Here is a 13,794-nt window from a genome sequence, read left to right as displayed (position 1 = left end):
AAAAGCTAAAACTTTCTAAAAATTTTAAATACAGAAATGTATGTTATCATAGGACTATTAAACTTGCAATTATTACAGTAATGCTAAACAGTCGGATTCTGTAGTATTATATAGGATTGATAAATTGTTTGAAAAATAGTCAGTATTTCCGATTTTTGTTTTGACAATTCTTTAGTATGATAGACACACAAGGAAATATTCTAACATGAACGGAGGCTATTGGATATGCTTAAATCAAAAAAATTGAGAATTCTCGCTTTAAGCACTATTGCTACTTCATTTTTTGCGATACAAAATGCTGAAGCTGCAACATATACAGTACAAAAAGGCGATACGTTATCCAAAATCGCTCAAAGTCATCAAGTGACGATACAAGATATAAAAAAATGGAATAATCTATCGAAGGATACGATTTATGTAGCACAAAAGTTAGAAATTACAAAGCAGGCAACAGCTGAAACAGGAAAACCTTCAAAACCAACAACTACTACACCTTCAAAACCTTCAACTGCTGTTCATACAGTTGCGAAAGGTGATACATTATCAAAAATCGCCAAGCAATATAATGTGACAATAAAGGAAATAAAAGAGTGGAATGGCATAGAGAACGACACGATTTATATTGGACAAGTATTGAAAATTTCTCCAGTAGCTGTTGTACCCGAGGATGAGACAGTACATAATAATGTAACTACAGATACGGGAACCCCATCAAAAGTAACAACAAAAGATCCTACAGCGAATGGACAAGCTATTTACAAAAAGACAGTGGAAGTGGCGAATACTTTAATTGGAACACCTTATCTTTATGGCGGTAATACGCCAGAAGGTCTTGATTGCAGTGGGTTTATTTATTATGCATTCAATCAAAGTGGTGTGAAAATAGCGAGAGATAGCAGCGAAGGCTACTTTAATGGCAGTACAACACATGTGAAAAATCCAGTGCCAGGGGATTTGGTATTTTTTGAAAATACTTATAAAGAGGGCATTTCTCATATGGGTATATACCTTGGCAATAATAAATTTATCCATGCGGGTACAGATGGTGTGGAACTATCGGATGTGACGTACTCTTATTGGTCAACTAGATTAGTAGGGTATAAACGATTCGATACAGTAAAATAATGAACAGGCGATTTTTGCATTAGGGCAAAAATCGCTTTTTTATTTGATTGAATGAGTCAATCGCCAGTAAACCAGGGCAAATCGCTCCGTACATCTAGGAAATCAAAAATCCTTCTTTCCGTAGAAAGAAGGATTTCATTTATTATTATTGTGTTACACGTGCTGTCCAGCGAGACAAGTCTGCTTGTTGTGCATCAACTAGTTCAGCTGGGAAGATGAATGTCCAAGGTTTTGTTGAATTTGGTTGGACAGTTAGGATTGGATCCATTTTAAATGATCCTTTGGCAATTTGTTTACCTGTTGCGTCGATAATTTCTAGCGGTAATTGTTCTAGATTAATTGCTTTATTATGACCGTTACGGATAAAGATTGAAACATTTAGGTTACCATTATCAGCAAGTTTTGCTTGAAGACCAGTAAAGTTAACTTCTGTTTCACCTAATTTCGGTAAAGTATTAACGATTTTAGCAAGTTCTTCTTTTTGTGCTGCTGGTAATTGTTGTTCCCATGACGGATCTAATTCTAATTGGTGACCGCGTAAAGATACAAGGTTAAATGCGATTTTCCAACCATCTTCTGGCACTTCGTCTACTTTGATCGTTGATTTTTCAAATTCAAAAACCCATGGACGAGCACTTTCAGCTGGAATTGTGCCTAGCGCTTTAAAATCGAATTTTTTAGATGCTACAAGCTCATCGTTTTTATCCATAATGAATAATTCAATTTCACCTAACTCAATTGCTTCGGCTAATGATGAGCGGAAAAATGCACGAACAAGCCATTTACCTGTGCGTGGCTCATCTTCAATACTAATAGAAGATAGCGATAATTGATTCGGTTTTAATGGCTCTAGCTCATTTGCAAGGAAGTTAAAAATATACTTTTGTTCTTGTGGTACATTCCATTCAGGATGGAATGACAGCTTCGTTACAACATCACGATTGTCCCCTTTATTTGTAGACGCATTTCCTAGTAAATCTTTTGAGTCAATTGTGTTTTCTTGTACGATTTTATCTGATTTTTTAAAGAATGAAAATAAACCCATTATTAAACCTCCTGTTGTCCTTCAACCATTTTCATGAAGCCTGTAATTTCAATAATAATAGAACGACGCAATTCTTGGAAATTCTTTCCGAACAATTCGAGTCCTTCTCGTTGGTAAATGCGCATCGGATCTTCTTGTTGATAGTGACGTAAGCCGATACCTTCTTTTAAATGAGCCATTGCTTCTAAATGTTTCACCCAGCCACTATCTATATAGCTCAACATCACTTGTGGAATAACCGTCATGACTTCATCATTTTCTGCGAATTTCTCCATATGATCTAACAGTTCTTGTTCAGAAGGCTGTATATCGGCTAGAATTTGTTTTACTTTGCCAACTTCACGATCAATTGTAACCGGAGTAATGAATAATGAATTCAATGCACTTTCCATTTGGTCATAATTCCATTCTACAGAAGGGAGCTCTTCAGGTGCAGCATCGCGTACTGCAAAATCGACCGTTTCACGCAGCATTTTTTGCAGCTCTCCCATTACATCTTCACCAGCTAAAATTTTGTCACGTAAACCATAAATAACAGTACGTTGATCATTAATAACATCGTCTAATTTTAAATTGTATTCGCGCATGCCATATTGTGAGCCTTCTACAATACGTTGTGTACGGTTGATAAGCTCCTGAACATCTTTGTTTTGGATGACTTCATTTTCATCTACAATCATTTTTGCTGTGAATTTTTCAACTTCTTCTTTTGCATAACGGCGGAACATATCATCTTCAATAGAGAGAATGAAGCGACTTTCACCTACGTCACCTTGACGACCAGAACGTCCGCGTAGCTGATTATCCACGCGGCGGCTTTCATGTTTTTCTGTACCAATTACGTAAAGACCACCAAGGGCATGGACATCGTCACCTAACACGATATCTGTACCACGACCAGCCATATTGGTTGCAACCGTAATACGACCTTTTTGACCAGCTTGCGAAATTAGCTCTACTTCTTGCTCAACTGTTTTGGCATTCAGTAATTGGAATTTTAAGCCTTCCTTTTTTAAATGGTCTGCAACGGTTTCAGATTGCAAAATGGACGTAGTACCGATTAAAACAGGTTGCCCTTTTTCATGGCGTCGTTTTGCTTCGGTAGCTACAAATTTATATTTCGCTGCTTGTGTTTTGAAAATAATGTCAGGTTGGTCTACACGTTGACGTGGTCGGTTTGTAGGGATTTGAATAACTTCCATTCCGTACACTTCGCGGATTTCCTTTTCCTGTGTTTTCGCAGTTCCTGTCATTCCCGAAAGCTTCGGATACATACGGAAATAATTTTGAATTGTAATTTGTGCCTGTGCTTTGTTTTCTTCAGTAATCGTTACGCCTTCTTTTGCCTCGATTGCTTGATGTAAGCCATCTGAAAGAGAACGACCTTCTAAAATACGACCTGTGAACATATCTACAAGCTCGATTTTGTCATCCTTCACGATATAATCGACGTCACGCTTGAACATGACATGTGCACGAACCGCTTGGATCACATAGTGATAAAGTGTTTGATGTTCTAAATCGTATAAATTGTCAACATTAAAGGCAGCCTCAACTTTTTCAATGCCTTTATCCGTTAAAGAAGTGGCCTTTGTTTCATCATCAAAGTCGTAGTCTTCTTCTGCTTTAAAGCGTTTTGCTAACATAGCTGCAATGCGGTGTAATTCATCATTTGCAGGCATCTTACCGGCAATAATTAATGGCGTTTTCGCTTCGTCAATAAGCACACTATCAACTTCATCAATGATGGCGAAATGATAAGCGCGTTGTACTTTATCAGCTAAGCTATGTGCCATATTGTCACGTAAATAGTCGAAACCAAATTCGGTACCGACACCGTACGTAATATCAGCGTTATAAGCTTCTTTTTTGTCATTTGGTTCCATCATCGGTACATTTAAGCCGACTGTTAAACCGAGGAAACGATGAATTTGTCCAACAAGCTCATAGTCACGTTTCGCAAGATAATCGTTTACTGTAATGACATGAACACCTTTGCCTTCTAATGCCCGTACATAAGAGGGAAGTGAAGCAACAAGCGTTTTCCCTTCACCTGTAGGCATTTCAGCAATATTGCCTTCAGTTAATACGAGTCCGCCAATTAGCTGTACATCAAAATGACGCATTCCTAAAACACGTTTTGAGGCTTCGCGTACAACTGCAAATGCGTCTGGAATAATGGATGTAATTGGTTCTCCTTGATCTAAGCGATCCTTGAAAATAAAAGTCATTTCTCTTAACTCAGCATCTGACTTATTGACGTATTTTTCTTCAAGATTATTAATTTGTTCTACTATTTTATAGTAGCGTTTTAATTGACGAGCACTTGTTTGCTCATTGTTGCGTTTAAAAATTGAGAACATGAATTTACGCTCCTTTAAAGTTGTCTAAATGCTAGACACATCATTATTCTATCAAATTTTACGAATGATGACTACATTTGACATTAAGTAATAAAGGTAGAATAATAGAGAAAAATGGAAAATGTGAAATAGCGGAAAATGATTAGAAAAAGTATATTTCAGAGCATGTTCGTGCTATAATCAAATTGGATTCAAATGTAGATTATTTTTTTGAGGAGGAGAGACATGCTTTACGTGTCTTTAATAGCAGCATTCGTTGCTTCCATTTTGTTAACTCCACTAGTTAAACGTTTAGCGTTTAGAATAGGTGCCGTTGACGCGCCAAACTATCGAAAAGTACATGCACGTATCATGCCAAGGCTCGGTGGTCTGGCAATTTTCCTTGCGTTTTTAATAGGTGTGGCGGTCCTACAGCCACAAAGTCAATATAGTTTAGCGATTATTATCGGAGCTTGTATTATTGTAGCAACAGGTGTCATTGATGATATGCGTGAAATATCAGCGAAGGCAAAAATGCTCGGTCAAATAGTTGCTGCACTAATCGTTATTTTTGTAGGCGGTATTCAAATTGACTTCATTAACTTGCCATTTGGTGGGCAATTAGATTTTGGTTTTCTAAGTATTCCGTTCACTATATTGTGGATTGTTGGTATTACGAATGCAATAAACTTAATTGATGGCTTAGACGGATTAGCTGCAGGCGTTTCTTCTATTGCACTTATTACTTTATCTGGTATGGCCTTTATAATGGGCGATATGTTCGTATTAGCCTTTGCAGCAATTTTAGCAGCAGCTACAATTGGTTTCTTATTTTATAATTTCCATCCAGCTAAAATCTTTATGGGAGATACTGGGGCATTATTTTTAGGCTTTATGATTTCTGTCTTGGCTTTATTAGGATATAAAAACTTTACAATCATTTCGTTAATTATCCCAGTTATTATGCTAGGTGTACCGATTTCTGATACATTCTTTGCAATTGTTCGTCGTTACCGAATGAAGAAAAAATGGTCTGATCCAGATAAATCTCATTTACACCACCGATTATTGGATATGGGCTTTACACATCGACAAACGGTACTTATTATTTATGGCATTGCAATGATGTTTGGTTTAGCTGCCATTATCTTCTCAATGGCAAAGTTATGGGGAGCTATTTTACTAATTACGGTCATCTTAATTGCAATCGAAATTTTTGTTGAAGTCATTGGACTTGCTGGTAAAAACTATAAACCGCTATTAAATTTCATGCGGATATTCAATAAATAACAAAAGAACTGCTGTAGACAAACTCGAATTTGAGTTCGTCTACAGTTTTTTTTCAGTAAAATATGGTTTTCGCGGGTAAAGTATCGTGAATCGCGGGTAAAACACTAGATTTCGCGGGTAATGAACCTGATACACAAAAAAGCCTTTCCGCTATCAAACTTCGATAGTGGAAAGGCTTTTTATTTTTATTGCGCTGACTCGTTTGTTGAACTGTCATCGCCAGCTGCATTGTCTTTATCAGTATTACTATTTGTTAAAGCAGAAGACGATTTTTTTCTTGCAAGGTGGTTGTTAAGAATTTCAGATACATCATCAACTGATTGTTGGTCTAATTGATAATAATAAACACCTGTAGACATATCGTCGTTACCTTCTAATGTTAATGAATCAATACGTGGCTTACCTTTTGTTAAATAAGACAGGAAGGATTTCATTTCACTAAATGTCATATTTGTCTTCATGTTATCGCCGATTGCTTTAATAACATCGTCGTATTTTGTAATAGAATCAACAGATGCTACTTTATTTGTGATAGCAGTTAAAATTTCTTGTTGACGTATACCGCGTTGGATATCGCTATCTTGCTTACGTGTACGTGCAAGTGCAAGTGCTTGACTACCGTTTAAATGCTGTAAACCTGGCTTGAGGTTGATTGTATTACGATCAAATTCATCTTTTTCATGTAGAGCATATGGTACTTCTGCTTCGATACCACCTAAAGCATCCACGACATCAATAAACGCATTGAAGTTCATGCGGACATAGTAATCAATCGGAACATCAAAAAGTTTTTCAACCGTTTCAATTGTCGAAAGCGTACCACCTAACGCATGGGCATGAGTAATTTTATCTTTATAGCCTACTGAAGGGATATAAACGTAAGAATCACGAGGGATACTTAACATTTTAATAGTTTTCGTAGTATTGTTTAAAGTTGCAAGAATCAGTGCATCTGAGCGTGAGTTTTCAGAACCTTGCCCACGATTTTCACTATCATCGACACCAACAAATAAAATCGACACATTATCATTAACTGGCTCTACTTTTTCTTCTCGTAAAGCAGAGACATCTCGACCTTCTAATACTTCATGTGCTGAGTTGGCTGCGTGTTCAGCTTGCTTTGTAATATAAACACCATAGGCCGTAACGCAAATTAGTAAACTAGCAACTAGAAGTAATGCTACTTTTATAATCAAAGAAGCTTTAGAAGACCTCTTCTTCTTTTTTACATTCGTTCTTTTCATATATGGTATATTCTCCTCTTGATTTTGGGAATAATTATGCAATTGAGCTAAAATTTATTCAAATTAGCACATGGGCGTAATTGATTAAGCGAGCTCAATATTAAAATTATACTATGGACCTTCAGGATTAGACAATTAAAACTATTTATTTCACAATAAATTCGATAAATTGCGCATGCTCAAAAGTGATTGTTGCTTGCCCATTCGTAAGTTCTGTCATCCAATGACGAAACTGATCTTCTTCCTCTTTTAACACCGAAACAATGATTTCGACACCTTCCAAGTAGTTAATTTCTTCTAAAGAATATCCAGAGTTGCGAACCTCATTTTCCACTTTTCCAAGCCATGTGTAGTCAATTGCAATTTTCATAAGGTGATGAAGTTTTCGTTCGACAACTTGTGCAGCGAGTAATCCTTCTGTTGTTGCTTTACCGTAAGCACGAATAAGACCGCCGCCGCCTAATTTAATGCCACCGAAGTAGCGTGTGACGACAACGACCGTATCCTTTAAGCCTTGCTTTTTTAAGACTTCTAACATAGGGACGCCAGCGGTGCCACTAGGTTCCCCATCATCATTCGCTTTTTGAATATGATCATGCTCGCCGATAATATAGGCAGAGCAATTATGAGTCGCATTATGATGCATTTTTTTTATGCGTTCTATAAAAGTCATTGCATCCTCTTCGGTTTCAGCGCGTTCTATATAAGTAAGAAAGCGAGATTTAGATATTATAATTTCGCTTTCTCCGTAGCCTTTTACAGTTAAATAGTTCTCTCTCATAAGTGTCATTCTCCTTTAAAATAGGGTTGTATGCTATAAATTTCATAAAGAAAAAGCATTAATTTTTAGCATTGTGATGCTATAATAGGTTTAGACTTAGATTCTATGAAATTGGTCTTTCAAAATACTATGTGATAATAAGGACATTAGACTGGGGAGTACACAATGTTTTCAAATGATACCTTCGATTTAAAGTCGCTTGATGACGTATTCAATCGAATGTTAGAAACAATTATGAGCTCTAAAGATGATATTTTCATTATAAGTGAACAAAGCCGAAGAAGCTTTGAAGATATGCAACAAGAGCTAGAAATTGTTCGAAAACAAATTTCAATTGTCATCGATGAAGGCGATGCTTTAGAAAAAAGCACGCAGCTTGCTAAGCAAAGACTTGTGTTAGTGAGTAAAGCTTTTGATAATTATACCGAAGAACAAGTTAGAGATGCATATGAAACGGCACATGATTTTCAATTGAAGCTCTCCGTCATTAAAACACAAGAAAAGCAACTTCGCGACAAAAGAGATGATTTAGAGCGACGTTTAAGAGGCTTACTCGATACAATTGAACGTGCTGATCATATTGTCAATCAAGTAAATGTTATTTTAAATTATTTAACGTCTGATTTAAAAAATGTTGGGTTAGCGCTTGAACAAGCGAAAATGAAGCAAGATTTTGGTATTCGAATCATCGCTGCACAAGAAGAAGAGCGAAAACGTTTATCAAGAGAAATTCATGATGGACCTGCTCAAATGATGGCCAATGTCTTAATGCGTACGGACTTAATAGAAAGAACGTATCGAGAGAAGGGCATTGAATACGCTATAGCTGAAATTGCTGATTTGAAGAAAACTGTGCGTAATGCACTGTCAGAGGTGCGACGCATCATTTATGATTTACGACCTATGGCGCTGGATGATTTGGGCATTGTGCCGACATTAAAGAAATATTTGTCGACTGTGACCGAATATAATCCAGGAGTAGAAATTCATTTTCAGTCAAGAAGCACAGAACAACGTATTCCTTCGAATTATGAAGTATCCATTTTTCGCTTAGTGCAAGAATGTGTAACAAACGCCATGAAGCATGGGAAATGTAAGGATATTTGGGTGAAACTTGAATGGTTGAACGATGCGGTAAATGTTGTCGTGAAAGATGATGGCGTAGGGTTCGATCAAAAAGTTGTGAAAGATCATTCCTTTGGTATTTTAGGAATGCGAGAACGAATTGAAATATTAAATGGTACAATCTCAATTGAAAGTGAGATAAATCGAGGCACTACGGTATTATTTAAAATTCCGTTAGAAGTAAAGTAAAGAAATGTGTTGCAGAATTTTAGGGGGTAAAGACTAATGACGAAGATTATTATTGTAGACGATCACCAGCTATTCCGAGAAGGAGTGAAACGTATCTTAGATTTTGAAGATACGTTTGATGTAATTGCAGAAGGTGACGATGGCACAGATGTAGTAAATTTATATGCGGAAAATCAACCAGATGTTGTTTTAATGGATATAAATATGCCAGGTAAAAATGGTGTAGAGGCAACAGCAGATTTAATTACAGAATTTCCAGATGCAAAAGTCATCATGTTATCGATTCATGATGATGAAACATACGTAACTCATGCACTAAAATCAGGCGCGCTTGGCTATATGCTAAAAGAGATGGATGCAGACGAAATCGTGGAAGCGATTAAAGTAGTGGCAAATGGCGGTTCTTACTTACATCCTAAAGTAACTAAAAATTTAGTAGCAGAATTCCGTCGTCTGTCTGAGCATGAAAACAAAGGCAACTTCCATCAAACAGAAATTCGCCGTCCATTCCATTTATTAACAAAACGTGAATGCGAAGTTTTACAACTACTTACAGATGGACAATCTAACCGTACTATTGGTGAGACACTGTTTATTTCAGAAAAAACGGTAAAAAACCACGTTTCAAGCATTTTACAAAAAATGAACGTAAACGACCGTACACAAGCTGTTGTAACAGCTATTAAAAATGGTTGGGTTGAAGTACGATAATTGCATAGTAGTAATGAAGGCTGTTTTTAAAAGCTACTTTAAAAGATAAAGTAGTTTTTAAGACAGTTTTTTTATTATGGAACATTTTTATTGGAAAGACGTCTTTTAATGAAATAAGCACCTAAAAGTTGAAAATGCGCAACAAAATTCCTACTTAAGCATTTATATGCTACAATATTGCGCGGGAGGTTTTATGATGTTAAAGAAAAGTATTCTAGCAGTTTTAACCTTATTAGTGTTAACTGCCTGTGGCAATAAAGATGAAGATTTAACGGCAAAAGAGCGTGAAAAGGTAATTGAAGACGGTACGGTAGGCTTTGAAATGATGGGCGAAGAGGTTAAAAAAGCTTCAAATGTGCCGGCTGATGAGGAAAAAGCAATTTTAGCGGCGTTTGATGAATATATTGCCGCATTCAATGATGAAGAAATTGATCGTTATATGGACACGATATCTAAGGATCCAAAAGGCTTTAATTATGATGAAGAGAAAGTATTCGCAGATGAAGTATTTGCTCAATTTGATACGAAACGTGATGTAACAAATGTGACCATTGCGAAGTATAATGAGGATGAAGCGCAAGTATTTGCCAATATGACAACGCACTCACTTCAAGTTCAAACTAACGTCGAACATGAAAGCGCTGGACGCCAAGTAACGGTATTTGTCAAAGAAGATGGAAAGTGGAAGGTAACGAGCGTCTTTTATATTGGAGATGATACTAAATCTAGCACGGGCAATCAATAAGGGGAAATTATTCCCTTTACTATACATAGAAGATGAATGTGAAATGAACGCTAGATTTGAGTCTTATGGCAAAGTAAAGTTGAAATCTAGTGTATGTTACGGACTGAACTTGTAGTGATAAAGTCAATTCCTGACGTCATTACGAGATTTCGTAATTCAATTCACATTCATTTCTTTTTGAGGTAAACTTGGAACATAGGAGAGTGGAAATGAATGAGGACGGCAATCGTAACAGACAGTACTGCATACATTACGCCAGAAGAACGCGCGCGCTTAAACATTCGTATGATTCCGTTAAGTGTAAACATTTCAGGTGAGTTATTCGCAGAGGAAGTAGATATTACTGCATCTGAGTTTTATGATAAAGTACGGGGTGCAAAAGAATTCCCCAAAACAACTCAACCACCCATTGGTGAGTTTGCCTCACTCTTTGAAGAGTTGGCAAATGATTATGACGAAGTAATTTCCATTCATTTATCGAGTGGTATAAGTGGTACATATCAAGGTGCGGTCCAAGCAGGAGAAATGGTGGAAGGTATTGATGTGTATCCATTTGACAGCGAGATTTCTTGCGCTGTTCAAGGATTTTATGTGCTACGCGCGGCTGAAATGGCTGCGGAAGGTTGTTCAGCACAGGAAATACTAGCAGCATTAGCGGACATGCAGCAGTATATTCGTGCTTACTTCATTGTAGATGACTTAGCGCACTTACAACGGGGAGGGCGTTTGTCTTCAGCAGCTGCATTAATCGGGGGCTTATTACAAGTAAAGCCTGTCTTACATTTTGTGGACAAGGTCATTGTACCGTTTGAAAAAATTCGTACACGCAAGAAAGCACTAAAGCGTGCAGAAGAGTTATTGGCTGAAGATGCAAACAAGTATGACAAGATGGATGCTGTAGTTATTCACGGTAATTGCCAAAAAGAAGCCGAGGAATGGTTAGCACAACTTGCTACGACTTACCCGAACGTAAACTTTAAATTAAGCTATTTCGGACCTGTTATTGGCACGCACTTAGGTGAAGGTGCAATGGGTCTTGGTTGGACAAAAAAATAATAAGTAAAAGTCTCTACAACTTGTTGTAGGGGCTTTTTTATTTGCTTAATAGGCGCAGTGGAAGAATCGCCATTAAAATCATACCGATTGCCAGTCATTAGGCAGAATCACTAATAAACCAATATTACAACAAGAAAGGAGCTAGATACATGAACTACAAAGGATGGCTGTTGCCTCCCGCATTACGAGACTTCCATGAGGGACGAATTTGGTTAAAGGAGCATACACCATTTGCTAAATATGATATGGAGCAGGCTATTAATAGAAAATACTTTTTTATAATAGATGGTATTCAAAAAATACCTCGCTTAAGATGTAATCGTTGCTATAATGACAATCCACATGACTTTGTTGAGTATGAATGCTCGAAATGTCTGCAGCGATGTGTTTATTGCAGGCATTGTCTGAAGATGGGCAGAGTAAGCAGTTGCACACCATTGCTCATATGGAAAGGACCGAAGGCATGTCGAATTAAGCAGCATCCCCTTCAATGGACAGGGCAATTGACAGCACAACAACAACGAGCAGCCGATGAACTACTAGAAAGTGTAATAGCAGGAAAATCTCATTTATTGAATGCAGTATGTGGGGCTGGAAAGACAGAGTTGCTCTTTCAGTTTGTACATTATGCGTTAAAAAAAGGGTTACGAGTGTGCATTGCCGCACCGCGTACAGATGTAATATTGGAGTTATTCCCGCGCTTTCAAAAAGCTTTTCCACAAACTATTGTCCATGCGTACTATAGTGGAGCGCCAAAGCAGCTTGGTTTTGCACAGCTAATTCTAGCAACGACTCATCAACTGTATCGTTTTGAACGAGCGTTTGATGTCATGATTGTTGATGAAGCGGATGCATTTCCTTATGCATATGATGCAACATTAGAAAGAGCAGTGCAAAAAGCTAAAACAATTGATGCACCAATATACTTTATTACAGCTACACCTTCCCAATCATTAATTAATCAATATAAAAACAGTTATTCTTTTATCCCAAATCGATACCATCACAAGCCATTGCCAGTGCCAAATTATTGTTCACTATGGGGCTATGAAAAAAGTATAAAGCGAGGAAAACTTCCTCGAAAACTCAAAACATGGACTGAAGAACGACTTGCGAAAAATGAGCCATTTCTTATATTTTTCCCGACAGTAGAACTGCTAAATCTGGCAATACCATTGTTTCAGAGGATACATGCAAATATATTAGCAGTACATGCTAAAGATCCAGAGAGAAAACAAAAAGTACTACAGTTACGCGATGCAAAAATTCCTGGATTACTAACGACAACCATTTTAGAACGAGGTATTACGATAAAAAATGTACAAGTTGCTGTTGTTGGGGCAGAGTCTACAATCTTTACAGCGAGCGCACTTATTCAAATTGCGGGACGTGTAGGAAGGCATGCCTCTTATACGAATGGGGAAGTTGTTTTATTTCATCATGGAGTGACTTTGGCAATGGATGAAGCTCGACAGAAGATTTTAGCTAACAATAAAGAGGGTTCAAACAATGAATAAAATAGATAAGTTTTGTTTATTATGTGCACAGCCATTGCATTTTGTGCCTTCTTGGCAAACGCTTTTATTAAGATGCTTTCCACCATGTATTTGTGAAAAGTGTAAAGGGCAATTTGTACGTTCCACTTCAGCAACGGCACTTTATCAATATAATGATGCAATGAAAGTATATTTACATCAATATAAATTTCTACAAGATGTTGCACTTGCTAAAGTATTTCGCCAGGAGTTATATGCACGATTCAAACAGGAAAAGGCGATAATTATACCGATTCCTATGCATCCTATGAAGCAAAAGGAGCGTACCTTCTCCCATACGGAGGAGCTCTTAAAAGCAGCTAATACCTCATTTACTCAACTTCTAGAAAAAGTAACAGTAGAAACACAAAGTTCAAAAAATAGAGAGCAGCGTATACAATCCGCTCCGCTTTTTCGCCTAATACCAGAAGCCCAAGTTATGCATAAAGATTACCTTCTTTTTGACGATATTAAAACTACAGGGACAACACTACGGCATGCCAAACAAGTTTTACTAGAAGCGGGGGCCCGAAATGTTCGAACCTTCACTTTAATTAATGGATGAAAATGCTAACACATCATGTATAATAGATTACGAATTTAGGA

12 protein-coding genes are annotated in these 13,794 nt (G+C 37.1%); 8 read left to right on the top strand and 4 right to left on the bottom strand.

The genetic code is table 11. The annotated features are described in order from the left end of the window. Positions 1–225 precede the first annotated feature (225 nt). A complete protein-coding gene (locus tag FC748_RS14170; RefSeq protein ID WP_108029404.1) occupies positions 226–1,125 on the top strand; it encodes a C40 family peptidase in 900 nt (299 codons plus the stop codon). 145 nt (positions 1,126–1,270) lie between these two features. Here FC748_RS14170 and FC748_RS14165 read toward each other — a convergent pair whose 3' ends face one another. Together FC748_RS14165 and secA2 are read right to left on the bottom strand one after the other, a co-directional pair. After that, positions 1,271–2,170, bottom strand: coding sequence for an accessory Sec system S-layer assembly protein (locus tag FC748_RS14165; RefSeq protein ID WP_024362458.1), 900 nt, complete (start codon positions 2,168–2,170; stop codon positions 1,271–1,273). 2 nt (positions 2,171–2,172) lie between these two features. Further along, the gene (secA2, locus tag FC748_RS14160) at positions 2,173–4,533 is read right to left on the bottom strand and encodes an accessory Sec system translocase SecA2 (RefSeq protein WP_108029405.1); all 2,361 of its coding nucleotides are present in this window, start codon (positions 4,531–4,533) and stop codon (positions 2,173–2,175) included. 225 nt (positions 4,534–4,758) lie between these two features. On the opposite strand from secA2, the gene FC748_RS14155 reads away from it, so the two are divergent. Continuing rightward, positions 4,759–5,802: a glycosyltransferase family 4 protein gene (locus FC748_RS14155; RefSeq protein ID WP_024362460.1), complete on the top strand. Its 1,044-nt coding sequence runs from the start codon at positions 4,759–4,761 to the stop codon at positions 5,800–5,802. A gap of 185 nt (positions 5,803–5,987) precedes the next feature. On the opposite strand, the gene FC748_RS14150 is transcribed toward FC748_RS14155, so the two are convergent. Next, the gene (locus tag FC748_RS14150) at positions 5,988–7,046 is read right to left on the bottom strand and encodes an LCP family protein (RefSeq protein ID WP_024362461.1); all 1,059 of its coding nucleotides are present in this window, start codon (positions 7,044–7,046) and stop codon (positions 5,988–5,990) included. A 145-nt stretch (positions 7,047–7,191) separates the two neighbouring features. Further along, positions 7,192–7,827 (bottom strand): YigZ family protein, encoded by a 636-nt coding sequence (locus tag FC748_RS14145; protein ID WP_024362462.1) that lies wholly within the window; start codon positions 7,825–7,827, stop codon positions 7,192–7,194. 165 nt (positions 7,828–7,992) lie between these two features. On the opposite strand from FC748_RS14145, the gene FC748_RS14140 reads away from it, so the two are divergent. The 6 genes from FC748_RS14140 (at position 7,993) to FC748_RS14115 (ending at position 13,753) form a co-directional block, all read left to right on the top strand. Continuing rightward, positions 7,993–9,141 carry a sensor histidine kinase gene (locus tag FC748_RS14140; protein ID WP_024362463.1) on the top strand — a complete coding sequence of 383 codons (1,149 nt, stop codon included), beginning with the start codon at positions 7,993–7,995 and terminating at the stop codon, positions 9,139–9,141. Between the two features lie 36 nt (positions 9,142–9,177). Continuing rightward, complete coding sequence (locus FC748_RS14135) at positions 9,178–9,852, top strand: response regulator (RefSeq protein WP_024362464.1); 675 nt, start codon at positions 9,178–9,180, stop codon at positions 9,850–9,852. 196 nt (positions 9,853–10,048) lie between these two features. Beyond that, positions 10,049–10,597 carry a nuclear transport factor 2 family protein gene (locus FC748_RS14130; RefSeq protein WP_024362465.1) on the top strand — a complete coding sequence of 183 codons (549 nt, stop codon included), beginning with the start codon at positions 10,049–10,051 and terminating at the stop codon, positions 10,595–10,597. Positions 10,598–10,810: 213 nt separating this feature from the next. After that, complete coding sequence (locus FC748_RS14125) at positions 10,811–11,653, top strand: fatty acid kinase binding subunit FakB (protein ID WP_024362466.1); 843 nt, start codon at positions 10,811–10,813, stop codon at positions 11,651–11,653. A 149-nt stretch (positions 11,654–11,802) separates the two neighbouring features. Next, positions 11,803–13,170, top strand: a complete 1,368-nt coding sequence (locus FC748_RS14120; RefSeq protein ID WP_108029406.1) for an ATP-dependent helicase ComFA — start codon at positions 11,803–11,805, stop codon at positions 13,168–13,170. Next, the gene (locus FC748_RS14115; protein ID WP_108029407.1) at positions 13,163–13,753 is read left to right on the top strand and encodes a ComF family protein; all 591 of its coding nucleotides are present in this window, start codon (positions 13,163–13,165) and stop codon (positions 13,751–13,753) included. The genes FC748_RS14120 and FC748_RS14115 overlap by 8 nt, the downstream gene beginning before the upstream one ends. Positions 13,754–13,794 lie beyond the last annotated feature (41 nt).

Source organism: Lysinibacillus sphaericus (assembly GCF_005217585.1).
GTDB lineage: Bacteria > Bacillota > Bacilli > Bacillales_A > Planococcaceae > Lysinibacillus > Lysinibacillus sphaericus.
The sequence above is the reverse complement of the archived record's forward strand: the minus strand, read 5'-3'. Positions and strand labels throughout refer to the sequence as shown.